This window comes from Ruegeria sp. BF8, assembly GCF_056538625.1.
In genome coordinates, this window is record NZ_JBQFTL010000007.1 from 45,636 (window position 1) to 71,853 (window position 26,218).

Here is a 26,218-nt window from a genome sequence, read left to right on the forward strand (position 1 = left end):
GGTCAAGCGTGACGGGGTGTCAGATCAGGGCGCGTCGGGGGTGTCGTCGGGCACCGGGTCATAGCCGTCGCCGCCCCAGGGATGGCAGCGCCCGATGCGGCGCGCGGCCAGCCATGCGCCCTTGATCGGGCCGTGCTTTTCCAGCGCTTCCAGCGCATAGGCCGAGCAGGTCGGCTGATAGCGGCAGTTGAACCCCACCCACGGGCTGAAGATCAGCCGGTAGGCCCGAATGGGCAGCGCGAGGATATGGGCAAGCAGGGTCATTTGCGCGGGCTGTGGATCTTGCGCAGGGCTTGGCGCAGATCGTCCAGCAAAGCGTCAAAGGGGCGGGCGGCGGTCACCTCGGCCCGTCCGATCAGGACGTAATCCCATCCGTCCCGGCCATGGTCCGGCAGAACGGCGCGGGCCGCCTCGCGCAGGCGGCGCTTGGCCCGGTTGCGGGCCACGGCATTGCCGACCTTTTTCGAGCAGGTGAAACCGACGCGAATGCCCTCGGCCTCATCCGGCGCGCGCTTGCGGGCCTGCACCATCATGGAAGGCGTGCCCTGTCGTCGGGCCCGTGCGGCCCTGAGGAAATCGCTGCGCTTGCGCAGCACCGACAGAGCAGGCGCGCAAACGGACGCCGCCGGGGGCATATCCCCGGGGTGGTCAGTGCCATCCACAGGGGCCTCCGGCGGCGTCATGTTCAAAACCTGAAAGGTCGCGCGGTTTATGCGCTCAGCGACTTGCGGCCGCGGGCACGGCGAGCGTTCAGGATCTTGCGGCCGGCCTTGGTGGCCATGCGCGCGCGGAAACCGTGGCGGCGTTTGCGAACCAGGTTCGAAGGCTGATAGGTGCGTTTCATCGCTCCGTCTCCAATCTTTGGCGGTCGGGTGCGGCGCGGATTCGCCTGCCCGTGGTGTTCGAAGCCCGTCCTCTACTGGGAACCGGCGGGCAAGTCAAACCCCATCGCATGGGTTTTCGTGCCTTTTGCAACAATTCTGTCGGGCGACCGGGCAAAAGTTTCAGAATCAGCCCGAGGACGGCGGATTTCTCACATTGAACCGGTGCGTGTTCAACCCGGCGTGAAGACCCTGTTGCACAGGAGGCCCAACGCGCATCTTGTGAGGCAGATGAAGCATTCGAACCCGGACGACAAGATGACCGAAACCACCCAGGTGCCGCGCAGTGGGCTGGCGCGACATATTCCCTTGATTGTGATCCTGATGGTTGCCGCTGTCGGATTCTTTGCGCTGGGCGACTACCTGACCTTTGAAACCCTGCGCGACAATCGCGAGGCGCTGTTGGCCTGGCGCGATGCCAATTACTGGTCGTTGGCGGGCGTTTTCATCTTGGTTTACGTCCTGATCGTCACGTTTTCTCTGCCCGGTGCGGCCGTCGCCTCGATGACGGGCGGATTCCTGTTCGGCTTGCTCGCGGGCACCGTGTTCAACGTATTTGCCGCAACCGTCGGGGCGTTGGCAATCTTTCTGGCGGCCCGCTGGGGGTTGGGCGAGGCGTTGACCGCGCGGCTCGAGGCCTCGGAAGGTACCGTCAAGCGAATCAAGGACGGGCTGCGCGAGAACGAGATCCCGGTGCTGTTCCTGATGCGGCTGGTGCCGGTGGTGCCGTTCTTCGTCGCCAATCTGGTGCCGGCGCTGGTGGGGGTGAAGTTCCGGAACTTTCTGCTGACCACGGCGCTGGGCATCATTCCGGGCGGCATTGTCTATACTTGGATCGGCGTCGGTCTGGGCGGTGTGTTCGACCGGGGCGAGACGCCGGACCTGTCGCTGCTGACCGAGCCCTTCGTGATCGGCCCGATCCTGGGCCTGTGCGCGCTGGCGGCTCTGCCGATTCTCATCAAACTCATTCGCGGCCGAAGGGGCCTTTGATCCATGCAAGAGCTCAAGACCGACATCCTGGTGATCGGGGCCGGGTCGGGCGGCCTGTCGGTGGCTGCCGGGGCCAGCCAGATGGGCGCCGACGTGATCCTGCTGGAAGGGCACAAGATGGGTGGCGACTGCCTGAACTATGGCTGCGTCCCGTCCAAGGCCCTGCTGGCCAGCGCCAAGCTGGCCCATGCACAGAGCCATGCCGCGCCATTCGGCGTTGCCGACCACGCGCCGCAGGTGGACTATGCCGCCGCCAAGGATCATGTGCGGGACGTGATCGCGCAGATTGAGCCCATGGACAGCCAGGAACGGTTCGAAGGTTTCGGCGTGCGCGTCATTCGCGACTGGGGGACGTTTCTGTCGCCCACGCAGGTTCAGGCCGGCGATTTCGTCATCACCCCCCGCCGCGTGGTGCTGGCCACGGGCTCGTCCCCGCTGGTTCCGCCGATCCCGGGGCTGGATGGCGTGCCGTTTGAGACCAACGAGACCATCTTCGACCTGCGCGACAAGCCCGACCACCTGCTGATCATCGGCGGGGGACCCATCGGCATGGAAATGGCGCAGGCCCATGTCCGGCTGGGCTGCAAGGTGACGGTGATCGAAGGCGCGCGGGCGCTGGGCAAGGATGACCCCGAGGCGGCCGCAATGGTATTGGAGGCTCTGCGCGCCGAAGGGGTCGAAATTCTGGAACATGCAATGGTGGCCCGGGTGCGCGGGAAGGCCGGGGCGGTCGAGGTCGTCACCGAGGACGGCGTGGTCCATGCAGGCACGCACCTGCTGCTGGCGGTGGGCCGCAAGGCCAACACCGACCGCCTGAACCTGCAGGCTGCCGGGATCGACCGGACGCACACGGGCATCAAGGTGGATGACAGCCTGCGCACCACCAACCGAAAGGTCTATGCGATCGGCGACGTCGCGGGCGGGCTGCAGTTCACCCATGTGGCGGGGTATCACGCCGGGGTCATCATCCGTTCGGCCCTGTTCGGGCTGCGGTCCAAGGCCAAGACGGCGCACATCCCCTGGGCGACCTATACCGACCCCGAACTGGCCCAGGTCGGCCTGACCGAGGCGCAGGCGCGCGACCGCCACGGCGACAGGGTCAAGATCGCCCGGTTCGACTATGCCCACAACGATCGCGCCGTGGCCGAACGCAAAACGACCGGGTTCATCAAGGTCATGGTCGTCAAGGGGCGCCCGGTGGGGGCCACAATCGTGGGGCATCAGGCCGGCGAACTGATCAACTTGTGGTCTCTGGCGCTGGCCAATAACCTGAAGATGAGCCAGATCGCGGCGATGGTGTCGCCCTATCCCACGATCGGAGAGCTTAACAAACGGGTGGCGGGCGCCTATTTCTCGCCAAGACTGTTTGAGAATCAGATGGTTGAACGAGTGGTCAGGCTGGTCCAGCGCTGGATCCCCTGATCGGGAAAGGAGCGCCACTTGAACTCGCTGTCGGGTCGTTTCCTGATCTTGACGACGGTCTTCGTGATGTTGGCCGAGGTGCTGATCTTCGTGCCGTCGATCGCGCGATTCCGCGAGGATTTTCTTCTGAACCGGCTGGAACGCGCCCAGATCGCCTCGCTGGCGCTGCTGGCAGACGACATGCTGGCCGACGAGCTGGAGGCCGAGCTTCTGGCCAATGCCGGGGTCTACAACGTGGTGCTGCGCCGGGACGAGGTGCGCCAGCTGATGCTGTCTTCCCCTATCCCAGACCAGGTTGCCAAGACCTATGATCTGAGGGGCGCCGGGCCCTGGGTTCTCATTCGGGACGCGATGATCCGTTTCTTCACGCCCGAGAACCAAGTCATTCGCGTCATCGGGCAGCCTGTGCGGGATGCGGGTCTGCTTATCGAAGTCACCATGGACAGCGCGCCCCTGCGTATGGCGATGATCGACTATGGCCTGCGCATCCTCGGCCTGTCCTTTGTCATCTCGATCATCACCGCGTTTTTCCTGTTCCTTGCGGTGCGGGTGGTTCTGGTGCGCCCGATCAAAAGCGTGGTGGGCTACATGCAGCGTTACGCCCGTGCACCCGAGGATGCGCGCGGCATCATCTCCCCTCAATCCAAGGTGACCGAACTGCGCGAGGCTGAAGAAGCCCTGCAGATGCTGCAGACCGACCTGACCCAGGCCCTGAAACAGCGCGAGAGGCTGGCACAATTGGGTGGCGCTGTGGCCAAAGTCAGCCACGATCTGCGCAACATCCTGACCTCGGCCCAGCTGTTCACTGACCGGATTGAAGCCAGCGACGACCCGTTGGTCCGACGGATGGCGCCCAAGCTGGTCAACTCGATCACCCGGGCGGTGTCCCTGTGCGAAAGTACGCTGGCCTTCGGGCGGGCGGAAGAGCCCGCGCCCACCCTGACCATGGTGCGGTTGCGCGATATCGCTGCCGACGTAGCGTCCAGCGAGGCTCTGGCCGTAGACGGTGGCTGTATCGAAATTGCCAACGACGTTCCGGACGATCTGGTCGTTCGGGCCGATCCGGAACAGATGTTCCGGGTCATCATGAACCTTGTGCGCAACGCACGCCAAGCACTGATGACATCCGGCCAACCGGGAAAAATCACGATCTCGGCCTCCGAAGATCAGGACGCATGGGTCATCGAGGTTCGGGATACCGGCCCCGGTTTGCCGCCACGAGCGCAGGAGAATCTGTTCACGCCGTTTCAGGGTGGTGTGCGCAAAGGTGGCTCGGGCCTGGGTCTGGCGATTTCGCAGGAACTGGTGCGCGGCCACGGGGGAGAATTGGTGCTGACCAGCACCGGCCCGGAGGGCACGGTCTTTAAAATAAGGCTCCCACGGGGGGAGATGGGTTTTTGAAATATTTTTGAAGAATCGGGTTGCACGTCCCGAACGCCGGGTCTAAATACCGCCTCACCAACGCGGACCGATAGCTCAGCTGGATAGAGTACTTGACTACGAATCAAGGGGTCGGGGGTTCGAATCCTCCTCGGTCCGCCACTGGTAACTCCCGAAAAACAGTGTTTTCGTCAGTATTGCCCATGTGGTGAATCCGAGGTGTTCTGTCTCAAGACAACTTCGAGGCAACCGCGCTGGGTTTAATGGGGTGTTTCACCCCATTCCATATGGTCCGCCTTCCTGTAGTTCGCCGAATGCCGCCCAAACCTCGTGGCAGGCGCGTTCGAACGCCACATCATCTTTTGGGATGCTGGCCTTGAAATTTGGGTAAGACATGTGGTTGCCCAAGTTCATCAGCACGGTCACGAGGTGGTTGCGCGGTATGAATGCCCGGAAACGGTAGTCGCCGCCCGGTGTTTCGATCACCTGACCGTCCATGCCATAGTCGCGCAGCAATTCGGCATCCTGTGCGCGGCGAAACCGCAGGCAGACGCGGGATCCCATGTGCGGCCCGCTGGTGTTGCCGTCCTCATCCATGGCAACGGCTGAGAAAAAGCCCGAACCCTCGGGCGTCGAGAATGCTACCCACATCTGCAGGTCCTCCTATTTTTGGGAAAGGGCGCGCGGTCTATCAGAAAAAATACGGGGTCGTCAAATCGAGGGGGCTTCCGCGCTGGGTTGCTTGGCCTGGAGGCGCAAACCGAGACCTCAAAATCCGGCAGTGGATACGTGGTGGTTGGAGGCTATTCGACCCATCCAGTTTTGCCGTGATCGCCTCCTGTTGCGGCGATCTTTCTGAAAGCGGTGGCTGACATCATTGAGCTGCTGTGCTGAACAGACGCTCATACCGATGGTTCCTTTGTGGGCCGGTTCGGGCCATTTGTACTTGCCGGCCGCGTTGGTGGCTTCGTCCGCAGAGCGGCCATTGGTGGACGATGCGGCGAAGAGTTGCTTTGCCCGGCGGGCTATGATTTTGGCGGCCACAGAGTTTCAATACTGCGGCGAACTGGTGGTTGGACGAGCCGAGGGGCAGGGAAGGGTTGGCTGGCTCAGTATCCGGTGCCTACCCTATGCCCACAGCCAGACTTACTCCAACTTGACCCAAGCCGCGTTTCTGGACGAGCTTTGCACACAAGCGGCTACAAATTTGACGCCGTCTAGCCCGTCGTGCACGGTTGGGTAAACAACGGACGCCTCAGGTGAAATCCCATTTCGGAAAGCCTGGATCGCCTCAGCAGCCTCTCCGTAAATATTGGCGAACCCTTCAAGATATCCCTCGGGATGGCCCGGAGGAACTCTGCTCAAGCGATTGGCAGCGTCACCAGCTCCAGCGCCATTGCGGGTGATCAGACGCTTTGGTTCGTTGTAGGGCGTGAACCAGAGATAGTTCGGGTCTTCCTGAGCCCACTCCAGCCCACCTTTTTCGCCGTAGACCCGCAACCGAAGTGCGTTTTCGTTGCCGGGAGCCACCTGAGAGGACCACAGCATACCCCGTGCTCCGCCTTCGAAGCGAAGCAAGACATGTGCGTTGTCATCGACTTGGCGCCCCGGGACGAAGGCCTGCAGATCCGCCGCAAGGCTTTCCGCCCTCAGCCCGGTCACAAAACAAGCGAGGTTGTAGGCATGGGTCCCGATGTCACCGGTTGATCCGCCCGCGCCCGAGCGTTCCGGATCGGTTCGCCACTCCGCCTGTTTGAAATCCTGCTGCTCGGTCAGCCAATCCTGCGGGTATTCAACCTGGACAACGCGGATTTTGCCAATATCACCGTTGGCAACCATTTCACGCGCCTGCCGAACCATCGGGTAGCCCGTGTAATTGTGGGTTAGTATGAACAGGGCATTCGCGCTTTCCGCCGCTTTGACCAGTTTTTTTGCATCGGCAAGGGTCGAGGTGAGTGGCTTGTCGCAAATGACATGAATCCCGCGTTTCAGGAATTCACGCGCGGCGGCATAGTGGACGTGATTTGGCGTGACGATTGAGACCGCCTCGATCCCGGTTTTGAGCCGGGCTTCCCGGATCGCCATTTGTTTGAAGTCTTCATAGACCCGTTCGAGACCCAATGCCCGGCCGCTTTCAATGGATTTTTCAGGCGTCGAAGACAAAGCGCCTGCAACCAGCTCGAACCTGTCGTCCAATCGTGCTGCTATGCGATGAACGCCGCCTATGAAGGCGTCATTTCCGCCGCCGACCATGCCAAGCCGAATGCGACCCGAGGCTTCTTCACTGCGTCCAGTAACCATTATTCGATCCCCAGCATTTTGCGATTGGCGGCTTCGTCAGTGCCACCGTCCGCGAAATCATCAAAGGCTTTCTCGGTCACACGGATGATGTGATCCGACACAAACTGAGCGCCCTCACGCGCTCCATCCTCGGGGTGTTTGAGACAGCATTCCCATTCGACCACAGCCCAGCCATCAAAGTCGTTCGCCGCCATTTTTGAGAAGACTGCCCCGAAATCCACCTGGCCATCACCAAGCGACCGGAACCGGCCGGCACGATCCACCCAGCTTTGGTATCCTGAATAAACCCCTTGCCGCCCGGTCGGGTTGAACTCGGCATCTTTGACATGGAACATCCGGATCCGATCCTTGTAGATGTCGATATTGTCCAGATAGTCGAGGCATTGCAGTACGTAGTGCGACGGGTCGTACAACATGCAAGCCCTTGGGTGATTGCCTGTCCGTTCGAGGAACATCTCGTAGGTCACGCCGTCGTGGAGGTCCTCTCCGGGGTGAATTTCATAGCAGACATCAACGCCGCATTCCTCGGCGTGATCAAGGATTGGCCCCCAGCGGCGGGCGAGTTCATCAAATGCCGTCTCAATCAAGCCGGCAGGGCGCTGCGGCCAGGGATAGACGTAGGGCCACGCCAACGAGCCCGAGAATGTCGCATGCGCCGAAATGCCCAGGTTCTTCGAAGCGGACAATGCTTTTTTTACCTGGTCTACGGCCCATTCTTGCCGGGCTTTCGGGTTTCCTCTGACTCTCTCGGCGGCAAAGCCATCAAAGGCGCTGTCATAGGCCGGGTGAACGGCCACAAGTTGACCCTGAAGGTGCGTTGACAGTTCAGTGACTTCGACGCCATTTTCCCTGGCTTTGCCTTTGAAGTCATCGCAGTAACCGGTGCTGGACGCGGCCTGTTCTAGGTCGAACAACCGGCCATCCCAACTGGGAACCTGGACGCCCTTGTATCCACAGTCAGCCGCCCATTTGGTAATCGCGTCCCACGAATTGAACGGTGCTTCGTCCCCTGCGAATTGTGCAAGAAATAATGCTGGACCTTTGATCGTTTTCATAAGTTTCCTCCCCAAAACCTAAGCCGCTATGGCGGTAAATTTTCCCTCAGATAGATGTCGATACGGATACGTTCCTGCGCTTTGTTGAATGGGACTTTGTCCGAAGTCGCACGCAGAAGACGGACGGCTGAACGAACAATGTGCCCGGTGTCTTGCGAGATCAGAGCGTCAAACGTGCCAAGCCTTAGAGCCTCTCGACTAAGCGGAGTCAGCTCATGCGCTATGATCACCAGATCCTTGCTGAGCTTGTTTTCCGAAAGGAACTGAATAAGGCCGGCATTGCCCGCTGCTGACGAGTATATTCCGACCAGATCCGGGTAGGTTTCGAAGATCTCGGGCATCATCTTGTAAATCAGATCCGGGTCATCCCGGCCCTCAACAGACGCCACGACCTCGAGATGCGGAAACTCCTCGGCCACAACAAGATCAAAGCCCTGGCGACGCTCTAGGTGGTCACGTGCCAAACGAGAGCCAGTCAGAACCAGGACCTTGCCTTCCCGATGCACGAAACGCCCCATCAATTGACCGGCGGTTCGTCCTGCGGAAACGTTGTCAATTCCTACAAAGTGGTCTCGCTCGGAACTCGGCAGGTCAGACACCAGGGCAACAACCGGGACCCCTTTGTCCTTGAGCCGTCTCACCGCATCGCGAACAGAAGGCGTTTCGGGTCCGAAAACGGCAACTCCATCGACATCTAAACTGTCGACAGCATCCAGAATGTTGACGATATCCTGCGGTTCAAACGGCGCGACCCTTTTGATCGTAATGCGTGTCCGCTCAATAAACTGGTCACGGGATTGCTCTGCGATCTGATTGCTGATCGCCTCCACAAATTCATTGTCGGTGTCCGGCAAAACAAAAAGGAAATTGTAAACCCGGTTTCGTGCGAGGTTGGCCGCCGCGGTGTCGCGCACATACCCCAGTTCATCAATTGCCTTTTGTACTTTCTGAACGGTTACTGCGCGCACGCCGGGGCGCCTGTTCAAGACCCGGTCCACAGTGGCCAGACTGACACCCGCAACCCGCGCGATGTCATTGACGGTTGGCTTCTTCACCAACTCTAGTTTTTGTTTTTGGTCTGCCACGTGTTCCTCAGCCCTCAAGCTCCCGCGCCAAGCCCTCGAACAACAAGGCAACGGCCTCAGCGCCGGGATCGTTATGTCCAACTAGGTTTTCTTCGGGAACATAAGCTGCTCGGCCCGCCTTCGCACGGCGAATTTTGGCCGTATTGTTCGCTCCTTCGCGGGCGGCATGTGCGGCATGGGTCAACCCCGATGGGAGAGCGGCAAGCGCGGGTGCCAAGGCGTCAATCATAGTTCTGTCGCCGACCTTGGCGCCTCCAACTTGGCTGACGCGTTTCAGGCCTTCTTCCAGTGATTTGGCAACGGTTGCCCCATTGGCACATGCGTCACCAGCTGCGTTGAAGAAAATTGCAAGTATCACACCGGAGGAGCCACCCATAGTCTGGCTCAATTCATTGCCCAACGCCGGAAAAAGCTGAGTCAAATCAGCGAGCGGCATGCGGTCAAGGCTGGCTTGCAGCGCTCTTGCGGCCGTCGCCAATGTGCTTCCTGTATCGCCATCACCGGATTTCGCATCCAGTTCGTTCAGTTTCTTCTCAGCGTTGATGAGGAGTTCGGACAAGCGCGAGATCGTTTCCCTTGTGGTGGGATTGTTCGAAGGAATTGGATCGATCGGCGTCAGGCCGTCAGGCAATGGTGCCACTTTGATCGGGTCGATGGAATTGACCCCGGGCCACGCGGCCAGATCAACAGGTGCTTCAAGAGCTGACAAATCGGCCTGATCCACGGGTAGAATGGAAACAGAAAACCCGTGCATATCCAGCGATGTCATCATGGGGGCCGGGCCGATGATATGGTGGGCAATACCGGTTTCGGACAAGGCGTGCGTGAGGACAGCCATTTCCAGCGGAGTCGTGGAACCGAGGTTGTTGACCAACGCCACACATTCCCCGGCCCCAAGCCGTTGCCTCAGTTTCTCCACCACTGTGGACATGGCCGATACGGCATTTGAGAATTCGACTTGCTGCACACCCGGCTCGCCATGGATGCCCAAGCCAAGTTCCGCCTTGCCGGGTGCGATCCTGTCTTCTTTCGGAGATCCCGGAACGGTACAGGTGTCCAGGCTCATACCGATGCTGACAACTTTTTCGATGGTGCTACTGGCTGCTTTGGCAACGGTGTCCAGGTCAGCACCGTTTTCCGCAAGCGCTCCGGAGATTTTGTGCACGAACAACGTGCCTGCCACGCCACGTGGCTGCGGCAGGTCAGGCAGGGCGATGTCGTCGTCGACGACCACCATCTCAACCTTGCGGCCCAATGCACGGGCGCGTTCAGCGGCCAGCCCAAAGTTCAGCCGGTCACCGGTATAGTTCTTGACGATCAGCAAGCACCCTGCCTCACCCGTGACTGCAAGAATGCCTGCCAGAACCGCCTCGACCGACGGGGATGCAAACACTTCGCCGCAGACTGCGGCCGTCAGCATACCAGCGCCGACAAAGCCCGCGTGGGCGGGTTCGTGACCTGACCCTCCACCGGACACCAACGCTACCTTCGACTTGTCCCAATCCGACCTGTAGACAACTTTGATATGCGGGTAGCCGTCCAGCCGGGTAAGCCTCCCTCCAGAGGAGGCCAGAAGACCGTCTATGGCATCTGTTACCAGGGTTTCTTTTGTGTTGAGGAACTGGGCCATGCTTTGCTCCTTAATTCACCCGCGCGCCGGACGCGTCAAAATACAATGGGTTGTGGGGGCGGATTTTAATAATTTTTCCAGATGGATAGTCCTGGTGGACATCTATCAACGTCACGACCGGGTGACCGTTTAGGTCCAGGTGCAGCCGTGTTTGATCGCCCAGATGCTCGGCGCGTATCACGCGCGCCTCACTGCCTTCACCTTCAACGATGTTTTCCGGGCGAAGCCCAATCTGCGGACCCTTGTGGTCGCCTCCGAACAACTCGGACGGCAGGATGTTGATCCGTGGCAGACCCAACCTGCTGGCCACGTAAACGCTGCCGGGGTTTTCATAGATATCGCGAGGGGTACCGTATTGAACCAGCCTTCCGTTCTCCAAAACGCCGATATGTGTGGCCATTGTCATGGCTTCCACCTGATCATGGGTCACATAAAGCAAGGTTGATCCCAGGTCGGCCTGAATTCTTTTCAGTTCGACCCGCAAATCCGCCCGAAGCTTGGCGTCCAAAGAGCTGAGCGGTTCGTCCATCAGGAAGATCTGGGGGTCACGCACCAGCGCCCGTCCGATCGAGACACGCTGCATTTCGCCGCCAGACAGTTCGGTGGCTTTGTTATCCAGCTTGTGCGGGATCTGCAGGATCTCCGACACTTCGGTGACCTTCCTCGCGATCTCATCCTCTGGCGTCTTCAGGATCGGCGACCGCAGAGGGAAAGACAGGTTTTCACGGACTGTCATGTGCGGGTACAGCGAGTATTGCTGGAAGACCATCGCCACATCGCGCTGGGCGGGTGTATCCATCCCGACGTCGCGCCCGGCAATGCGAACTGTGCCTGAATCCAGTTTCTCAAGCCCGGATATCAGTCTCAGCGTCGTTGTTTTTCCCGCACCCGTCGGACCCAACAACACCACAAAGGCGCCGTTGGGGATCGTCATTGAGATATCTTCCACCGCTTTGATGTCGCCGAATGACTTCGAAATGTTTTCCAGAACGACTTCAGCCATTGCTCAGTACCTCGTCGTTCAGTGCGGACCTCAACGCGCGTCCGGTAGATTTTTCGAAAAGGGTTACTGCGGATGAGCGGAATTCCAATCCGACCGTCTCGCCGGGATTGACGGTTTCGCGGGCATCAATCCGGGCTTTCAGCTCTCCGTTCGGGCTTTGCAGGGTCACGATCTGGGTGGTTCCCAGATATTCTGCGGCCAGGACTTTGGCACGGTAGGCGCTGGCATCCGACAGAAAAACATGCTCGGGTCGAACGCCGAAAACCAAGTCACCTTCCGCACCTTCCATCAGTTTGGGCACGGCTTCGTCATGGCCATTCAGCCGTACCATTTCCGAGCCAGGCGCGACCGTTCCCTGAAACGGCAGGAAGTTCATCGAAGGCGATCCGATAAAGTCCGCAACGAACATAGTGGCTGGTTTGTCGTAGATTTCCTGAGGCGTGCCGAATTGCTCGATCACAGCGTTGTTCATCACAACGATCTTGTCGCCCATTTGCATGGCTTCCAGTTGGTCATGTGTGACGTAAACAGTGGTTGCGCCCATGCGATCGTGGAGCGCGCGCAATTCTTCGGCCATGTGCTCACGAAACTCGGCATCCAAAGCGCCAAGAGGTTCGTCCATCATGAATGCCTTGGGTTCGCGAACAATTGCGCGACCCAGCGCCACGCGTTGCCTGTCGCCACCTGAAAGCCCACCCACCGGGCTGTCGAGGATGTCGTTTATCCCCAGAATTCCCGCGACTTCTTCGACTTTGGCTTTGACAGCAGCGCGCGGCATGCCCTGCGAAATAAGCGGATAGCTGATGTTCTTGCGCACGTTCATGTGGGGATACAGCGCGAACATCTGGAACACGAAGGCAATGTCCCGCTCTGATGGCGGCCGCTGGCTGATCTCTTCGCCGTCCAGATAGATTTCGCCCGACGTTGGAAGCTCCAATCCCGCGATCATCCGCAGCGTCGTCGTTTTCCCGCAACCGGAGGGGCCCAGCAGCATGAAAAACTCGCCGTCTTCAATCGTGAACGAACTTTCGCGGACAGCCGTGAAATCGCCGAACATCTTCTTTACGTTTTTGACTACGATCTGGGCCATTTCTACTCCGGGAAATGGCTGACTATGATGAACATGACGGTTCCGATCAGCGTGACGATGAAAGAGTAAGTGAAGGCCCAAAGGACAAAGGGCTGCATCAGCATGAAGACACCCAGTGCGATGAGGATGGTTGCGACCATCTCCCATGGGCCGCGGCGGAGCCGCACCAATCCGGAAAGAAACTCGCTCATTTGCGTACGGCTCCGAATGTTATCCCGCGCAGCAAGTGTTTGCGCATCAGGATGGTGAAAATCATGACCGGGATCAGGAAGATCGTCGCGCCGGCCGCAACGGCAGGCCAGTCCAAGCCGCCGATACCGATGATGGTCGGGATGAACGGTGGTGCAGTTTGCGCGTTTGCGGATGTCAGCAGCACGGCGAACGCATACTCATTCCAGGCGAAGATCAGGCAGAAGATCGCAGTTGACGCAATTCCGGTAGCGGCTTGCGGCAGCACCACTTTGTAGAAGGCCTGAAACCTCGTGTACCCATCGATAAGGGCGGCTTCTTCGTACTCTCTGGGGATTTCGTCGATGAATCCTTTCAGCAACCAGACCGCCAGGGAGATATTCACGCCCGTGTAGAGCAGGATCATCCCGAGATGCGTGTCGCTTAAACCGAGGTTTCTGAACATCAGGAAGATAGGGATGGCGACAGCGACCGGAGGCATCATCCTTGTACTCAGGATGAAGAACAGAAGGTCATCCTTAAGCGGGACCTTAAATCGGCTGAACGCATAGGCAGCCAACGTGCCAAGGAAGATACTCAAGAACGTCGAGCCAAATCCGATGATGACCGAATTCATGAAGCGCTCGCCGAACTTGGAGGGCCCAACGATCACCATGTCGTATTGGCGTACGATCTCATCGGCCCAGTTCTGCGGCGGGTTGGCTTCCAGAAACTCCTGCGTCTGCCTGGTGCGTGTGGTGAAAAGGTTTACGTAGCCTTCGAGCGTTGGGTCAAAGACCACTTTGGGCGGGTAGCTGATCGCGTCGGCCGGAGACTTGAAGCCAGTCAGCAAGATCCAAACCAGCGGGATCATCGTGATCAGCGCATAAGTGATGACCAGGAAGCCTGCGATCCATTTGGACCGGTTCGAAGGTTCAGTGACCGAAAAACTGCTCATCGCTGTTTCACCTTGTTCAGGGCTTTGACGTAGATCGACGCAAGGCCGAACACGGTGACGAACAAGATGATCGCATAGGCCGAGGCGTAGCCCGTCCGCCACTTCTCAAACGCCTCTCGCTTGAGATTGATTGAGGTGAGTTCCGTTACAGATCCCGGCCCACCGCCTGTCAGCTGAACAACCAGGTCGAACATCTTGAAGTTCTCGATCCCTCGAAACAGCACCGCGAGCATCAGGAACGGCAGCACCATCGGAATGGTAATCGTAAAGAACTGCCGCAGCTTGCTGGCCCTGTCGATCTCAGCCGCCTCGTAGATGTAGTCGGGGATGCTGCGCAGCCCGGCCAGACAGATCAGCATCACGAAGGGGGTCCACATCCAGGTGTCAACGATCACGATCGCCCAAGGGGCCAAAGTGACCGACCCCAGCATTTCAAAGCTTGAGGGGTCCTTGCCGGTGAACCAGGACACGATGTAGTTGAACAGGCCGATTTGAGGCTGATACAGGAATTTCCAGAAATTCCCGACGACGGCCGGGGACAGCATCATCGGCAGCACGATGATCGTGGTCCAAAGATCGTTGCCCTTGAATTTCTTGTTGATCAACCACGCCAGCGTGAACCCGATCAGGACCTGGAAAAAGATTGTCCAGAACAGGAAATGCGCTGTTGCCTGCATATTCAGCCAGGTATCCGAGTCCGTCAGGATACGCTCGTAGTTCCTGAGTCCGACGTCTTTGACTTCGCGCCCGATCCGGTTGGCCTTGTAGTTGGTAAAGCTCAGCTGGATGGTCCAGATCAACGGAAAGATGTTGATCGCCAGCAATAGAAAAATCGTTGGGGAGATGAAAATCCAGGCGATCGCGCGGTCGGATAATCCTCGGATTTTTCGCGCAACTCGCTCGGGCGTTGCCTGCGCAACGCGATCTACGGTCCTGTCAGACATCTCTTTGCCAGCTCTTGTTGGTTTAGGACTCACGGGTGAAGGTGGAGCGGGATTGCACCCGCTCCTGCCTGTGTCCGGACTACAGCTTGCCTTCGTCTTCGAAGACTTCGGTCCAGTCTTGGATCAGAAGGTCAAGCGCTTCTTGAGCGGTGCCCTGGTCCGCAACCACGTAGTCGTGGATGCGCTTCTGCATCGCCAGCAGCAGTTCCGCATAAGCAGGCTCCTGCCAGAAATCCTGCACCCCGGCCATCGCTTCCAGGAAGTCACCGGCAAACGGCTGGCTGTCAACAAAACCCGGATCTTCCAGTACGGAGTTATGGGCCGAGTAGCCGCCGAGCTCCCACCATTTGGCCTGAACGTCCGGTTGTGCAAACCACTTGATGTACTCAAGTGCGGCGTCCTGTTTGTCAGAGTAGCTGACAACAGAGATACCTTGTCCGCCCAGTGTCGAACCTGCCTGATTTTGTGGTGGGTTCACAAAGAAGTCGATCTTGTCGCCGCCGGTATTGGGATCGGCGTAGAGACCCGGGAAGAACGCAAACCAGTTCATCGCCATGGCGACCTGACCGGACTTAAAGGCGTCCAGACTCTCACCCATGTAAGAGTTGGTATATCCCGGAGGCGTCGCCGTTTCGTAGAATTCCTTGTAGAATTCCAGAGCTTCAACCGCTTCGGGCGAGTTCACGGCGCCTTCCATGTCATAGGAACCCGGCGTGTTTTCGTATTTGAAGCCCCAAGGATACAGCGCTCCGGTCACACCCATGGTGATCCCTTCCGAGCCGCGCTCGGTAAAGATGGCTGCGCCATAGACAGTCTTGCCGTCGATCTCACGACCTTGGAAGAACTGCGCGATCTGCAGGAGTTCTTTTTGCGATTGAGGCTCGCGAAGATCCTGACCCGTCGCCTCTTTGTAGGCGGCTTGGATGTCGGGGTTTTCGAACCAGTCCTTGCGGTAGAACCAGCCATTCGCATCGCCCATCGCTGGCAGCGCATAGTAGTTCGGCGTGCCCTTGGGCCAGGTCGAGTACGCATAGACGGTGGCCGGCGCGAAATCGTCCATGCTGATGCCTTCAGCATCGAAGAAGTCGTTCAGTTTGACATAGTGGCCATTCTCAGCGCCCCCGCCGATCCACTGGCTGTCACCGATCAACAAGTCGCAGAGCTTGCCCCCAGAGTTCAGCTCGTTCAGCATCCGATCCGCAAAATTCGGCCAGGGAACAAACTCGAAGTTCATCGTGTGACCGGATTCGGCTTCGAATTCCTTTGAAAGCTCGACAAGCGCGTTGGCCGGGTCCCATGCAGCCCAACAAAGCGTCAGATCTTCAGCATTCGCCTTGGTGGAAAGAGTAGTAGCGGCAAGGACTATTGCGCTGGCCGAGGCCAGTTTTGTGTAAGTCATCCATTCCTCCCTTTTTTCGCCGTCAATCGAGGATGTGCGAATCGCGGCATACCTCCAAGGCTATTTGAGGTACGCACATCAAGTCTAGATATTTTTGAGGTTCGTACCTCAAGCGGACGGTGGTTGACGATTAGTGCTCCTTTAAATCACTGATGTAATGTAATTTTATTCCATTTGGTCGGTGTGCATGTATTTTCAGCAGTGAGGCATTTAAGGGCCGCACCCTCCAAAAGTGGCCCAGCTCACAATCACGGCCATCAAGCGGCCACCGGATTTTGGAACCCGCTTGTGAAGCCCTAGCGGATTATTCGGTCGATACCTTTGAGGATTGGAGATAGCGTCAAACGGCACGGGTCACTCTGGATCGTGCATGACTCGGTTGGACAGGGGCAGACGTATGAATACGCTCTCTATCGTCAGATTGAACCGGTACCCAATCAAAGGCTTGAGTGCCGAGCCGATGCAAACCGTGACGCTGCGGGCAGGGGAGGGGATCCCGGGTGATCGCCTGTTCGGATTTGCGCGCTACAACTCCGGATTCGACGCACAGAACCCTCAGCCACTGCCGAAAGATCGCTTTGTTGTTTTGTTGAATGAGGCCGCGCTGGCAGGCGTTGAGACAAGCTTTGATTTTGAGACCCAAGATCTTGAGATCAAAGCGAACGGCAAAACACAAAGCTTCAATATGCGAACACCAGAAGACCGGATGAATGCAGCAAGTTTCCTGTCTTCAGAAATCGGCTTGAAAGATCCCGAACTGCCGGTATTCGTTTCGTCTGCTCCTCATCGGTTTACGGATGTGTCCGTCGTCTCCCCAAAGATGATGAACGCGATATCCGTTCTTAATCGCGCATCGGTGAGAGAGTTGGGTGAAAAACTGAACGCAGAGATCCAGCCAGCGCGGTTCCGCGCGAATATCGAGATAGACGGCTTGCCTTCGTTTTCCGAGTTGGATGCAGTTGGATCAGTTCTGAGATTTGGCGATGTTGAGTTGAAGATACTATCGCGTACGAAAAGGTGTGCGGCCACTGAAGTGAACCCGGATACGGCCGAGCGTGACTTGATAATACCCTATCTTATTAGGAAGTTGATGGGGCACATGGATATGGGAGTCTATGTCGAGGTGACCAAAGGCGGAACCCTAAGTGTCGGCCAACCCGGGGAAATGCTTGCCTGAATGCCGCCCCCCTCAGTTTGGCGACCTCGGGAAACCCTGTTCCATATTCAATCGTGAAAAAGAACTTCGGTTTTTGCTGGTTCGCCCGGGGCGGCGATGTCTACGCAGCGAGGCTCCCCTGAGAGCCATATTCCAACCAGTCTCGGTCTTCGGGATCTAGGTGTGCATCCATCATCGCGTCGTAGCTTGCCAGTTCTTCCGCCGTCAGTTTCCCGTACCATTTGCCGCTCGTTCCGCTGTGGAAAAACTCGGCATCCGACTTGAAGAACCCTTTGCCACCTGAGGGAGCATAGCGTTCTGCTTTGTCCTTCATATTGTCGAAGGTCGCAGCTTGAACCAATTGATCCATGACTGCCTCTGAATGGGCCGTGCCCAGGATGTCAGCCAGCCTGAAGAACGTTCCCCTCAAGTCCCGGGTCATGTCTGCGTAGTGAAAAAGCGATACGTTCGGCCGGTCGGAAAGCGCCGCAGCGGCTTTATAGTGCCGAATGATATGGGCCAGTGGCATCGCATCGGTATCGAACCCTTCCGCCCCGCCGTCCAGAAAGCGACGGAATGTGATACCTTCTTCATCGTTCTCGGGATACCAGGTGTCAAACCAGGTCATTGGAATGTTTCTGATGTGTTTGCGAAACGAGAAATGCGCATCGAGGGGATGACGAAAAACGCAGATGTACTGTGCTTGATCATCCAGAGGTAACCCATCCATCGGTGTGTGGCTTTTCATGCTGCGTCGATGCTGCATGGCTTCGAGCCGCTCTGCGACTTCAGGCATTTCTCGGATTCGGATGTCTACCCACGGCATCTTCACGGACAACTCCGTTTCAACTTCTGGATCACCAGAAAACAACAGCGATACGATGGTTTGCATCCAGGTCGTGCCGCATTTCGGAGGTGTCACTACGAACACATCATCGGGGCAGATGCGAACCATATCCCAGCGTCTATTGTCGGTCAGGGGGCCAAGGTAGTGCTTTCGGTTTTTCGCGTCTGAAAACTCCTCCGCGCGAATTGGTTCAGGAAAAGTGGATTGAAAGTGAAAGGCGACTGGTTCTCATGGCAGAAAGCCCAAAAAGCCAGTTGCTGCCTTGTTGAGTTAGGCTGGCAACTGAATGAGAGCGGAGCAGCACCTATACGTTTTTCCAAAGACCGCTCAGGGTTCTGTCCAGCAAGCAGCGCTCAATACCCGCAAAACGGAACCAAGCCGCCGTTCATTCTTTCCCTTGGACTGCGCTGGTCTTCAGTCCAAGGGGATGATTTGCCAGTCTGAATTCGACAAACAGTTGTCTTTGAATTCAGACTGGCGAACACAGCTCACGGCGTCCCGTTGGTGCTATTGGTTCCCGGCACGGCTTGTGAGTTCCTCCATGACGTTGTCGAGGTTGAAGCTGCCGGGTTTTTGCCTTGGCGGAAATTCCTCGAAGCTTTGCAGCCATTGCCCAACGAAGGCGGAGGCCGGAGCTATCGCGAACATATGCTCGAGGAACCAGCGCTGGTATCCCATAGCGTTCTCTTCCTCGGCTCGCTCGAACGGATCGCTGCGGAGGTTTGCCAGCATCGGTGCGCGCAAGACTTCAAACGGTGAGAGCCATACATCAAGCCCGTGCGCATTCTGCTTCAGGAATGTCACCTTGTACTGTTCGTATCGCAAGGCGGCGACGCTGCCATCATCGGTCCAATAGATGAACTCGCTGCGCGGCCACTCATCCGTTTCACCTGAGAGCGACGGCAGAAGATTGTAGCCGTCAAGATGGGCCTTGTATTGGCGACCGATCGCTTCAACGCCGCCATCGAGCAACCGTTCTTTGATGTCTGGCTCACCGACCGCAGCCAGAATGGTAGGCAACATATCCGTATGCGATACTACGCCATTGACCTTCGAACCCGGCTCGATGACGCCCGGCCACTTGATGACCGTCGGGACGCGATAGCCACCTTCCCACTGCGTGTTCTTCTCACCGCGGAAGGGTGTCGTACCGCCATCCGGCCACGTGAACGTCTCCGCTCCGTTGTCGGTTGAATACATCACAACGGTGTTGTCGGCGATTCCGAGCTCATCAAGTTTATCAAGCAGTACACCGACATGCCCATCATGCTCGACCATGCCGTCGGGATAAACTCCAAGTCCCGTCACTCCCTCGGACTCTTCCTTCAGATGCGTGAAAATGTGCATCCGGGTGGAGTTCCACCAAAGGAAGAAAGGTTTGTCCTGTTCGACGGCTCTATCCATGAAATCCAGCGCGCTGGCCGTGACTTCTTCGTCAACGGTTTCCATGCGCTTTTTCGTAAGCGGTCCGGTATCCTCGATCGAGCCATCAGCGGTCGACTTGATCACCCCGCGCGGGCCGAAGTTTTCCCTGAAGGCTTCATCCTTGGGGTAGTCAGGGTTTTCGGGCTCTTCTTCTGCGTTGAGATGGTAAAGGTTTCCGAAAAATTCATCGAAACCATGGTTTGTGGGGAGGTGCTCGTCACGGTCACCCAAATGGTTTTTGCCGAACTGGCCAGTCATGTAACCATGGTTTTTGAGCAGCCCGGCGATGGTTGGGTCTTCGACAGGCATGCCCTCGGGCGCGCCGGGTAGGCCGACCTTGGTCAAACCCGTGCGGATGGGAGATTGTCCTGTGATAAAGGCCGCTCGTCCTGCGGTGCAGGACTGCTCTCCGTACCAATCAGTAAATAACGCGCCTTCTTTGGCTATGCGGTCGATGTTGGGTGTCTGATACCCCATCATGCCATGGTTGTAGGCACTGATATTCCAGAATCCAATGTCATCTCCCCAAATAATCAGGAAGTTCATAGGGGGATCATCTTGTGCGGAAACGGCTGTGGCAGCTGCAGCAAATAAGGCCGCCATTATCGTTGATCTTGTTTTGTATTTCATTTTCGTCCTCCCAAAATTTTTTGTTAATACCGAGTAACCTATCACAAAACTGGCGGTTTTGTCGGGGCATTTGCGGTTTTCAGGATTTCGGGCGGAAACGCGCAAGTGATCCAAGAGACCCAATCGACTTTGATGGCTTTGATTTACGAGCCGGCTGAAACTTTTCTCCGCGCTTCAAGGCGTGGTTGATAAAGACGAGTTACGTCGAGTCTCGGAGCCACGCCAATGCGGTTTCTGGAGCACTTCTTCTGCTTTTGGAGCAAAGAACGGCCTGCTGAACGTTTTTTGGTGTGTGTTCAGTAAGTCTGTCGGTCGTTCCGGCACATTCGATCCCGTGCGTTGGCGACCGAAAAGCGCCGCGCACCGTTGATCAACCCGGCCGTCGGTGCTGCTGCCGTCTATCCTTTAGCCTATCGCCGGCTTCGGAACATGGGTGTTTGGATTCCTTGACAACCGCAGCATCGCGACCTGCGTGCCTCCGCCCCCTTGCCGTCGGAACGCCCAAACCTGCTGCGGGATATGATCCGCTGAAACCGATTTCAGCGGATCAAGGGGCAATGGTCAGTTGGTGATTTCTTGCACCTTCATGACCAGTTCGTTCCAGTTTCGCTGGTTTTCGATATCATGCTCGAGCCCTTGTTCATCGGCAATTCGAAAGCGTTTGACCGCCGGCGTCTTGCTAGTCGCCTGGTACAGCCAATAGGCCTCGGCTCTCAACGCCTCGGAAATAGGTTTGTCGATGGATTCGTAGACCATCTGCTTGCACGCGTTGATGGATTCGGCGGGGAACTGGGCAATGCGCCTGGCCAGAGCATCGACATAGGGACCGATCTCGTCGGAATCCAGCGCCTTGTTGATGGTGCCCATGCGCTCGGCATCGTCGGCATCGTAGTCCTGCGCACTCAGGATGATTTCCAATGCCCGGCCAAGTCCGGTTTGGCGCGCCATGCGAGAAGCTCCGCCGCCGCAGGGCAGGATACCCATGCCAACTTCCATCTGCATGAACTTGAACCGTCCACGTGCTGCAAAACGCATATCCAGCGCGAGTGCGAGTTCGTGTCCGCCGCCACGGGCGAAGCCTTCAAGCTTTGCGATTGTTGCCTGCGGGACCTTGCTCAGCCGTTCGCACACGGACTGCAGGTCCAGCAACTGGGCGTCTTCACGCGAGACGGCTTCGGTCGAAAGATCCTTGAGCAACTCGGTATCGTAATGACAGACCCAGATTTCGGGGTTCGCCGACTGGAAGATCACCACTTTGGTTTCCCGGTCCCGCTCCAGCCGCATCGCAAGGCTGTTGAGGTCGGCCAGCATCTCCTGGCCCTGAACATTGACCGCTCCGAAGTTGAACGTCACGGTGGCAATTGCATTCTCGACCGCGACGTCGAAGGTCTGGAAATTTTCGTATTTCATTGGACAGTCCTCTCCTGTTCTCGCCATCAAAGATGCGAGGGTTTGCATGGATTTGCAGGGCGCGGGAGTGCGCCCGGCTCAGCCGCAGTGGCGGATAGTGTCTTGAATGGCCTTCATGACGTCGGCTGCGTGTTCGGACTTCAGCGCCGCGGGGTGCGGGTCTGCAAAGGTACCGCCGTCATTGTCGAAATAGGCGCCCGACGCCTGCGCGAACCGATCGCTAAGTGCGGCGTCGATCAGGATGTCGGCGCCGATGTTGAGGTCGTTGCCGGCGACTACGAAACCGTCCTTGACCATTTTGGACGCCAGCAACGAACCCGGATTGACCGCGATCAACGCCGGTCCATCGGGCAGGGCGCGGGCCTGTTCGCGCGTCCATATCGTGATTGCCAACTTGCTTTGCGCATATGCGCACATATCGGCCAATCGCGTTTTGCCGGTCAAAGCATCCACATCCACAGGGGCCTGGGCGGCCGAGGACAGGTTCACGACGCGGCCAGTCTTGGGAATGATCGGAAGAAGAAGTTCGGTCAGCAGATAGGGCGCGAACGTGTTAACGACGAAGCGGATATCGAGACCGTTTTCGAGAGTGGTCTGCGGAGCCTTCAGGACGCCGGCGTTGTTCATCAGCACATCCAGCCGGTCGTGATTGGAGCGGATGGCCTCCGCCAAAGACCTCACTGCTGATAGGTCGGACAGATCGGCGCTGTAGGTTTCCGGCTGCCCTCCAACCTTCTGGGCGGCTGCTTCCAGCTTTGCAGTGTTCCGTCCGTGCAACAGAATACGGTGACCGTCAGCCGCCAGTTTCTTGGCGGTGAGGAGTCCGATACCATCGGTTGCGCCAGTGATCAGAATGGTTTTGGTCATGCGATCCGTTCCTTATGAAAATTCCGGCAAGATCGTATCCGCCAGGCGTTTGAGTGTCGGTTCGATGGCGGCCTGGTTGAAACGCAGATTCAGGGCGACGTGATTCATCCCGATCTCACGTATTTCAGCCAAGTAGCGGCGCAGGAAATTCGAACCCGACTGGAATCCCAGATGTATGGGACGTGCGGGGGCATTTGGGTCTTCCAGCAAGTCGACATAGAGCGACTGCATCACCGGTTTGTCCGGTTGCCCCAGTGTTTTCAGACGGTTCCGGTAATCGGCCACCGCGCGCCCCTGTGAGGCCGCATCGCGCGGATAGGTCATCCATCCATCGCCGTTTTCAGCCACCCAATCCGGGGATTGTCGACTGCCGCCCGTGATCAACAGCGGCAGGCGCGATCCCGAGGGTTTTGGCAGAAGGTCAATGTCGCCGGGCAGATGCCCCTGCAGGCTTTCATGCTTGGGATAGGGTGTTGCCGTCGCACGGATATAGTCGACACTGTCGCGGAACCGCTCACCTCGATCGGGGAAGGATTGACGCATTGCCGGATACTCTTCCGGTCGATCGCCGGACGCCACACCCAACAGCAGACGGCCATCGGACAATACATCCGCCGACGCGGCTGCCTTTGCCACATGGGCCGGATGGCGCAGGGGCAAAACGATGCTGGCGGTCCCCAGGGCAATGCGATCCGTCGCGGTCGCTAGCGCACCCAGATAGACGAACGGGTCAAAGATCTGGCCGGGGTCCCCGAAACTTGGAACATTGAATGGCACGTCGCGCAGCCAAAGCGCGGCAAAGCCCAGAGAATCGGCCAATTGCGCGGCCTTCATGTGGCCTTTCATCGTCGGCTCGGATCCCACCGGGTAGGCCTCAAGCGGCAATACCAGCCCGAGCGTCAGCTGATCCGGTCGAAATACCTGGCCGTAGGCCTTGTTGATCGGGGCAAAGGACAGGTTTTGGTTTTTGTCCAACATGATGGTTCCTTGCTCAGTACCGCACCAAAGTGCGGGTCTCGATGCTCTTCCGGATGGTGGTGACGGTCGGGTCCTCGACCATATCGAGCGCGCTGTGCGCGACGGAAGGCAACCCCCGATTGTCGTAGATGTTGAAAATCGCGATTTCATCCGGGCTCATTCGAGACAGATAGACCCAGTCATGCCGTGCATTCCCGACAAGCCCCATGATCTGCCCTTTGCGGTCAGGATAGATCAGGTCAAGCAGGATCCAGTCTTTGGGTTCGACGGACGAAGGACGGACAAACCCCAGCGGCGCGCTGTTGATCGGGTGACCGACCGGCCGCCATAGATTGACAAAGGCATAGTGCCCTTTGCTCCACTCGGCCGCCCGCTCGGGGCTAAGCAAATCCACCAGTCGTTGCCGAGCGCCGTCCGCGCTGTAATCGCTGTGAACATTGCGCGCCGGCTTGCGCGTCGCCTTTGGGTCGTCCACGCGCAAGGTATGGTCAAAGATCACGACCTCGCGAACGCCGATCTTTGTGGTCAGCAGTTGAGTGAGCTCGTGTTCGTAGGTCCGTTTCCACTGATCCCCGTAAAAATCGCGGATGGCACTGGGCGCATTCAGAAACTCGACGCCGTCGGGGTCAAAGCGCAGGGGTTGCCCCGATGTCCGCATATCAGTCAGGTTCACCTGTGTCGGTAACAGTTCGGGCGAAATCAGGTTGCCGACAATGCCGCCGGCGTCCAGTTGGAACGCCTGCCGTTCAGGTTTGTGAACGTGATAGTTTACGATACCGGTTCGTTGCATCTGTACCCTCACTGAATTGCGGATGACGCAGCCCCTGGCTTTATCGACGTTGGCTCAGAACCAGTTCACGGTTTCGGCCATCGGGCGGCGGGTCTTGGGGAATTGCGGATCACTGGCGCGATACCCAAAGGCAAACATCACCGCGGGTTTCCATTTCGAGGTATCCACCCCGAAATGCTCGGCCAGAGTCTGGGTGGTGAGTTCCATGTCAAACCCTTCGATGGGGCAGGAATCGATACCCATCAAAGCAGCGGTCGTCATCATGTTGGCCAGAACGATATAGGCCTGTTTGCCGGCCCAGTCGGTGATCTCGCGTTCAGTGGTGATGCGATGGTCGGTTGACTGGAACTTGCCATAAGCACCGTTGAACAACTCGATGACGTCCTCGGGCAGTTGTTTGACCTTGCGATAGTGGTCTTGCAGATAATCAGACCCAGCGGTCATGGTTGCCGCAGTGCTGGCCAGAATGATGCCAAAGTGGCTGGCTGTCCCCAGCTGGCCGGAGCTGCCGTTCATCATGCCATTGGCGCCCCAGGAAAACTCGCGCAAAAGCTCGCGTTTGTCGGGCGATTGGATGACAAGAATCTTGAATGGCTCGTGCCCGAAAGAGGTGGGCGACAGGCGGCCAGCTTCAAGAATGGTTTCGAAATCGGCGTCGCTGATCTTTCGGTCGGGATCAAAGACCTTTGTCGCGTGCCGGAAATTGAAGGCTTCGAGGATCTGAGACTGAACGTTCGGGCGAACGGACATTTGTGGCTCCATTTGGTTTGTCTTCCGTGGAGCCAGAAATATCACTTGCAGAATCCGATGAAACAGCGGATATCAGGTTTCAGTTTTCGGATTTTGCGTATAATAAGCTAATGGACACACAAGCGCTTCGTCTTTTTGTGCTTGCAGCGGACAAGCTGAACATATCGGCCGCCGGGCGCGAACTGGGTTTGGTGCCCGCAGTCTCGAGCGCCCGACTTGCCAAGCTGGAGCATCAGCTGGGTGTCGAGTTGCTTCACCGCTCGACCCGGAAAGTATCGTTGTCTCTGGAGGGCGCTGAGTTTCTACCTTATGCGCGCGAGATTCTGGCGCAGGAGAATGCGGCCTTGGCCGCTTTGGGGCAGGGGTCGGCCCAAGCCACCGGCACACTGCGGTTTACTGCGCCCAGCACGTTTGCACAGCTCTACATTGCTCCGATCCTTGCTAAGTTCCAGGAACAGCATCCGGGTGTGACCCTGGACCTGCGTCTGTCGGATGCTCAGTTTGATCTGATCGAAGGCAGCTATGATCTTGCTTTGCGGAACGCACCGCTGATCGATACCAGCCTCAAGGGGCGCAAGCTGGCGGATGACAAACGCATCCTCTGCTCGGCACCAGATTACCTGTCGGCCCACGGAGAGCCCAAGACGCCGGATGATCTGGCGCATCATCGGCTGATTGCATTTCGCCACACCCGGGCCCGGGCGCTGAAAACTGCCCGGGGAGCTGTCGCAAGTTTCGATCCCGGAGCCACGAAATGTCCATTGATCATGGATGACGGTCTCAGCCAGAAGCTGGCCACCGTGGCAGGGGCGGGGATCTCGATGAACTCACTGTGGAGCGTTCAGGAGGAGCTTGCCTCGGGCAAGTTGCGTCATGTCCTTCCCGAATATGAGGCGGCGGAAGACAACGTGCTTTGGCTGATCTATCCCAAGTCGAACGTATTGTCGCCAAAGGTGCGAGTCTTCATGGATTTTCTGATCACCGAGATCGGCGTGAAGCCTCCGTGGGAAAGATCATTGGACTGACTGATTGCGTCCAGTTGCTTCGGGCCAGCGCAGC

Annotated in this window: 27 protein-coding genes and 1 tRNA gene; 6 read left to right on the forward strand and 22 right to left on the reverse strand. The window is 57.9% G+C overall.

The genetic code is table 11. The annotated features are described in order from the left end of the window. Positions 1–24 precede the first annotated feature (24 nt). Genes yidD through rpmH form a run of 3 tightly spaced genes read right to left on the reverse strand, consistent with a single transcriptional unit; the run spans position 25 to position 844 of the window. The gene (gene yidD / locus ACR0LD_RS18465) at positions 25–264 is read right to left on the reverse strand and encodes a membrane protein insertion efficiency factor YidD (RefSeq protein ID WP_149775064.1); all 240 of its coding nucleotides are present in this window, start codon (positions 262–264) and stop codon (positions 25–27) included. Then, positions 261–683 carry a ribonuclease P protein component gene (gene rnpA, locus ACR0LD_RS18470; protein ID WP_170342922.1) on the reverse strand — a complete coding sequence of 141 codons (423 nt, stop codon included), beginning with the start codon at positions 681–683 and terminating at the stop codon, positions 261–263. The genes yidD and rnpA overlap by 4 nt, the downstream gene beginning before the upstream one ends. Before the next feature lie 26 nt (positions 684–709). After that, positions 710–844, reverse strand: a complete 135-nt coding sequence (rpmH, locus tag ACR0LD_RS18475; RefSeq protein WP_005980833.1) for a 50S ribosomal protein L34 — start codon at positions 842–844, stop codon at positions 710–712. A gap of 268 nt (positions 845–1,112) precedes the next feature. Between rpmH and ACR0LD_RS18480 the strand changes: the two genes are divergently transcribed. The 4 genes from ACR0LD_RS18480 (at position 1,113) to ACR0LD_RS18495 (ending at position 4,835) form a co-directional block, all read left to right on the forward strand. Continuing rightward, positions 1,113–1,871 (forward strand): TVP38/TMEM64 family protein, encoded by a 759-nt coding sequence (locus ACR0LD_RS18480; protein ID WP_480638384.1) that lies wholly within the window; start codon positions 1,113–1,115, stop codon positions 1,869–1,871. A gap of 3 nt (positions 1,872–1,874) precedes the next feature. Further along, on the forward strand, positions 1,875–3,293 hold the full coding sequence (locus ACR0LD_RS18485; protein WP_480638386.1) for a dihydrolipoyl dehydrogenase family protein: 1,419 nt from the start codon (positions 1,875–1,877) through the stop codon (positions 3,291–3,293). An 18-nt stretch (positions 3,294–3,311) separates the two neighbouring features. Further along, on the forward strand, positions 3,312–4,694 hold the full coding sequence (locus ACR0LD_RS18490; RefSeq protein WP_480638388.1) for a sensor histidine kinase: 1,383 nt from the start codon (positions 3,312–3,314) through the stop codon (positions 4,692–4,694). A 64-nt stretch (positions 4,695–4,758) separates the two neighbouring features. After that, positions 4,759–4,835 (forward strand) — tRNA-Arg (locus tag ACR0LD_RS18495). Positions 4,836–4,946: 111 nt separating this feature from the next. Here the strand turns inward: ACR0LD_RS18495 and ACR0LD_RS18500 are convergent. The 12 genes from ACR0LD_RS18500 to ACR0LD_RS18555 all read right to left on the reverse strand — a co-directional run bounded on the left by ACR0LD_RS18500 (position 4,947) and on the right by ACR0LD_RS18555 (position 16,306). Next, entirely contained in the window at positions 4,947–5,324 is a 378-nt protein-coding gene (locus ACR0LD_RS18500) for a hypothetical protein (protein ID WP_170368052.1), read from the reverse strand. Positions 5,325–5,441: 117 nt separating this feature from the next. Beyond that, positions 5,442–5,717, reverse strand: a complete 276-nt coding sequence (locus ACR0LD_RS18505; protein ID WP_480638390.1) for a hypothetical protein — start codon at positions 5,715–5,717, stop codon at positions 5,442–5,444. Positions 5,718–5,819: 102 nt separating this feature from the next. After that, positions 5,820–6,974, reverse strand: coding sequence for a Gfo/Idh/MocA family protein (locus ACR0LD_RS18510; protein ID WP_480638392.1), 1,155 nt, complete (start codon positions 6,972–6,974; stop codon positions 5,820–5,822). Beyond that, positions 6,974–8,029: a sugar phosphate isomerase/epimerase family protein gene (locus ACR0LD_RS18515; protein ID WP_170368056.1), complete on the reverse strand. Its 1,056-nt coding sequence runs from the start codon at positions 8,027–8,029 to the stop codon at positions 6,974–6,976. The genes ACR0LD_RS18510 and ACR0LD_RS18515 overlap by 1 nt, the downstream gene beginning before the upstream one ends. 26 nt (positions 8,030–8,055) lie before the next feature. Then, positions 8,056–9,114: a LacI family DNA-binding transcriptional regulator gene (locus ACR0LD_RS18520; protein ID WP_170343496.1), complete on the reverse strand. Its 1,059-nt coding sequence runs from the start codon at positions 9,112–9,114 to the stop codon at positions 8,056–8,058. 7 nt (positions 9,115–9,121) lie between these two features. Then, a complete protein-coding gene (locus ACR0LD_RS18525) occupies positions 9,122–10,744 on the reverse strand; it encodes a dihydroxyacetone kinase subunit DhaK (protein WP_480638394.1) in 1,623 nt (540 codons plus the stop codon). A gap of 10 nt (positions 10,745–10,754) precedes the next feature. After that, the gene (locus tag ACR0LD_RS18530) at positions 10,755–11,747 is read right to left on the reverse strand and encodes an ABC transporter ATP-binding protein (protein WP_480638396.1); all 993 of its coding nucleotides are present in this window, start codon (positions 11,745–11,747) and stop codon (positions 10,755–10,757) included. After that, a complete protein-coding gene (locus ACR0LD_RS18535; protein WP_170373382.1) occupies positions 11,740–12,837 on the reverse strand; it encodes an ABC transporter ATP-binding protein in 1,098 nt (365 codons plus the stop codon). Before ACR0LD_RS18535 ends, ACR0LD_RS18530 begins: the two co-directional genes overlap by 8 nt. A gap of 2 nt (positions 12,838–12,839) precedes the next feature. Next, a complete protein-coding gene (locus ACR0LD_RS18540; RefSeq protein ID WP_170343500.1) occupies positions 12,840–13,028 on the reverse strand; it encodes a hypothetical protein in 189 nt (62 codons plus the stop codon). Further along, positions 13,025–13,963, reverse strand: coding sequence for a carbohydrate ABC transporter permease (locus ACR0LD_RS18545; RefSeq protein WP_010442361.1), 939 nt, complete (start codon positions 13,961–13,963; stop codon positions 13,025–13,027). The genes ACR0LD_RS18540 and ACR0LD_RS18545 overlap by 4 nt, the downstream gene beginning before the upstream one ends. Then, positions 13,960–14,907: a carbohydrate ABC transporter permease gene (locus ACR0LD_RS18550; RefSeq protein WP_170332156.1), complete on the reverse strand. Its 948-nt coding sequence runs from the start codon at positions 14,905–14,907 to the stop codon at positions 13,960–13,962. Before ACR0LD_RS18550 ends, ACR0LD_RS18545 begins: the two co-directional genes overlap by 4 nt. Before the next feature lie 79 nt (positions 14,908–14,986). Continuing rightward, entirely contained in the window at positions 14,987–16,306 is a 1,320-nt protein-coding gene (locus ACR0LD_RS18555; protein ID WP_093965439.1) for an ABC transporter substrate-binding protein, read from the reverse strand. A 397-nt stretch (positions 16,307–16,703) separates the two neighbouring features. Between ACR0LD_RS18555 and ACR0LD_RS18560 the strand changes: the two genes are divergently transcribed. Beyond that, positions 16,704–17,483 (forward strand): MOSC domain-containing protein, encoded by a 780-nt coding sequence (locus tag ACR0LD_RS18560; protein WP_170530413.1) that lies wholly within the window; start codon positions 16,704–16,706, stop codon positions 17,481–17,483. Positions 17,484–17,583: 100 nt separating this feature from the next. Here ACR0LD_RS18560 and ACR0LD_RS18565 read toward each other — a convergent pair whose 3' ends face one another. The 7 genes from ACR0LD_RS18565 to ACR0LD_RS18595 all read right to left on the reverse strand — a co-directional run bounded on the left by ACR0LD_RS18565 (position 17,584) and on the right by ACR0LD_RS18595 (position 25,159). Beyond that, complete coding sequence (locus ACR0LD_RS18565; protein WP_480638399.1) at positions 17,584–18,417, reverse strand: sulfotransferase domain-containing protein; 834 nt, start codon at positions 18,415–18,417, stop codon at positions 17,584–17,586. Between the two features lie 399 nt (positions 18,418–18,816). Beyond that, positions 18,817–20,364: an arylsulfatase gene (locus ACR0LD_RS18570; RefSeq protein ID WP_170372805.1), complete on the reverse strand. Its 1,548-nt coding sequence runs from the start codon at positions 20,362–20,364 to the stop codon at positions 18,817–18,819. Between the two features lie 561 nt (positions 20,365–20,925). Next, a complete protein-coding gene (locus ACR0LD_RS18575) occupies positions 20,926–21,774 on the reverse strand; it encodes an enoyl-CoA hydratase/isomerase family protein (RefSeq protein WP_170392427.1) in 849 nt (282 codons plus the stop codon). Positions 21,775–21,852: 78 nt separating this feature from the next. Further along, positions 21,853–22,641, reverse strand: coding sequence for an SDR family NAD(P)-dependent oxidoreductase (locus tag ACR0LD_RS18580; protein WP_480638401.1), 789 nt, complete (start codon positions 22,639–22,641; stop codon positions 21,853–21,855). Between the two features lie 12 nt (positions 22,642–22,653). Then, on the reverse strand, positions 22,654–23,619 hold the full coding sequence (locus tag ACR0LD_RS18585; protein WP_480638403.1) for an LLM class oxidoreductase: 966 nt from the start codon (positions 23,617–23,619) through the stop codon (positions 22,654–22,656). 13 nt (positions 23,620–23,632) lie between these two features. Further along, positions 23,633–24,409, reverse strand: coding sequence for a CmcJ/NvfI family oxidoreductase (locus ACR0LD_RS18590; protein WP_170392432.1), 777 nt, complete (start codon positions 24,407–24,409; stop codon positions 23,633–23,635). Positions 24,410–24,463: 54 nt separating this feature from the next. After that, positions 24,464–25,159 (reverse strand): NAD(P)H-dependent oxidoreductase, encoded by a 696-nt coding sequence (locus ACR0LD_RS18595; RefSeq protein ID WP_480638405.1) that lies wholly within the window; start codon positions 25,157–25,159, stop codon positions 24,464–24,466. A 110-nt stretch (positions 25,160–25,269) separates the two neighbouring features. On the opposite strand from ACR0LD_RS18595, the gene ACR0LD_RS18600 reads away from it, so the two are divergent. After that, on the forward strand, positions 25,270–26,184 hold the full coding sequence (locus ACR0LD_RS18600; RefSeq protein WP_170343509.1) for a LysR family transcriptional regulator: 915 nt from the start codon (positions 25,270–25,272) through the stop codon (positions 26,182–26,184). Positions 26,185–26,218: the final 34 nt, after the last annotated feature.

Coding starts and splice junctions, on each gene's coding strand:
- yidD (WP_149775064.1), bottom strand. CDS start 264: ATGACCCTGCTTGCCCATATCCTCGCGCTGCCCATTCGGGCCTACCGG.
- rnpA (WP_170342922.1), bottom strand. CDS start 683: ATGACGCCGCCGGAGGCCCCTGTGGATGGCACTGACCACCCCGGGGAT.
- rpmH (WP_005980833.1), bottom strand. CDS start 844: ATGAAACGCACCTATCAGCCTTCGAACCTGGTTCGCAAACGCCGCCAC.
- ACR0LD_RS18480 (WP_480638384.1), top strand. CDS start 1,113: ATGAAGCATTCGAACCCGGACGACAAGATGACCGAAACCACCCAGGTG.
- ACR0LD_RS18485 (WP_480638386.1), top strand. CDS start 1,875: ATGCAAGAGCTCAAGACCGACATCCTGGTGATCGGGGCCGGGTCGGGC.
- ACR0LD_RS18500 (WP_170368052.1), bottom strand. CDS start 5,324: ATGTGGGTAGCATTCTCGACGCCCGAGGGTTCGGGCTTTTTCTCAGCC.
- ACR0LD_RS18510 (WP_480638392.1), bottom strand. CDS start 6,974: ATGGTTACTGGACGCAGTGAAGAAGCCTCGGGTCGCATTCGGCTTGGC.
- ACR0LD_RS18515 (WP_170368056.1), bottom strand. CDS start 8,029: ATGAAAACGATCAAAGGTCCAGCATTATTTCTTGCACAATTCGCAGGG.
- ACR0LD_RS18525 (WP_480638394.1), bottom strand. CDS start 10,744: ATGGCCCAGTTCCTCAACACAAAAGAAACCCTGGTAACAGATGCCATA.
- ACR0LD_RS18530 (WP_480638396.1), bottom strand. CDS start 11,747: ATGGCTGAAGTCGTTCTGGAAAACATTTCGAAGTCATTCGGCGACATC.
- ACR0LD_RS18535 (WP_170373382.1), bottom strand. CDS start 12,837: ATGGCCCAGATCGTAGTCAAAAACGTAAAGAAGATGTTCGGCGATTTC.
- ACR0LD_RS18540 (WP_170343500.1), bottom strand. CDS start 13,028: ATGAGCGAGTTTCTTTCCGGATTGGTGCGGCTCCGCCGCGGCCCATGG.
- ACR0LD_RS18545 (WP_010442361.1), bottom strand. CDS start 13,963: ATGAGCAGTTTTTCGGTCACTGAACCTTCGAACCGGTCCAAATGGATC.
- ACR0LD_RS18550 (WP_170332156.1), bottom strand. CDS start 14,907: ATGTCTGACAGGACCGTAGATCGCGTTGCGCAGGCAACGCCCGAGCGA.
- ACR0LD_RS18555 (WP_093965439.1), bottom strand. CDS start 16,306: ATGACTTACACAAAACTGGCCTCGGCCAGCGCAATAGTCCTTGCCGCT.
- ACR0LD_RS18560 (WP_170530413.1), top strand. CDS start 16,704: ATGAATACGCTCTCTATCGTCAGATTGAACCGGTACCCAATCAAAGGC.
- ACR0LD_RS18565 (WP_480638399.1), bottom strand. CDS start 18,417: ATGGTTCGCATCTGCCCCGATGATGTGTTCGTAGTGACACCTCCGAAA.
- ACR0LD_RS18570 (WP_170372805.1), bottom strand. CDS start 20,364: ATGAAATACAAAACAAGATCAACGATAATGGCGGCCTTATTTGCTGCA.
- ACR0LD_RS18575 (WP_170392427.1), bottom strand. CDS start 21,774: ATGAAATACGAAAATTTCCAGACCTTCGACGTCGCGGTCGAGAATGCA.
- ACR0LD_RS18580 (WP_480638401.1), bottom strand. CDS start 22,641: ATGACCAAAACCATTCTGATCACTGGCGCAACCGATGGTATCGGACTC.
- ACR0LD_RS18585 (WP_480638403.1), bottom strand. CDS start 23,619: ATGTTGGACAAAAACCAAAACCTGTCCTTTGCCCCGATCAACAAGGCC.
- ACR0LD_RS18590 (WP_170392432.1), bottom strand. CDS start 24,409: ATGCAACGAACCGGTATCGTAAACTATCACGTTCACAAACCTGAACGG.
- ACR0LD_RS18595 (WP_480638405.1), bottom strand. CDS start 25,159: ATGTCCGTTCGCCCGAACGTTCAGTCTCAGATCCTCGAAGCCTTCAAT.
- ACR0LD_RS18600 (WP_170343509.1), top strand. CDS start 25,270: ATGGACACACAAGCGCTTCGTCTTTTTGTGCTTGCAGCGGACAAGCTG.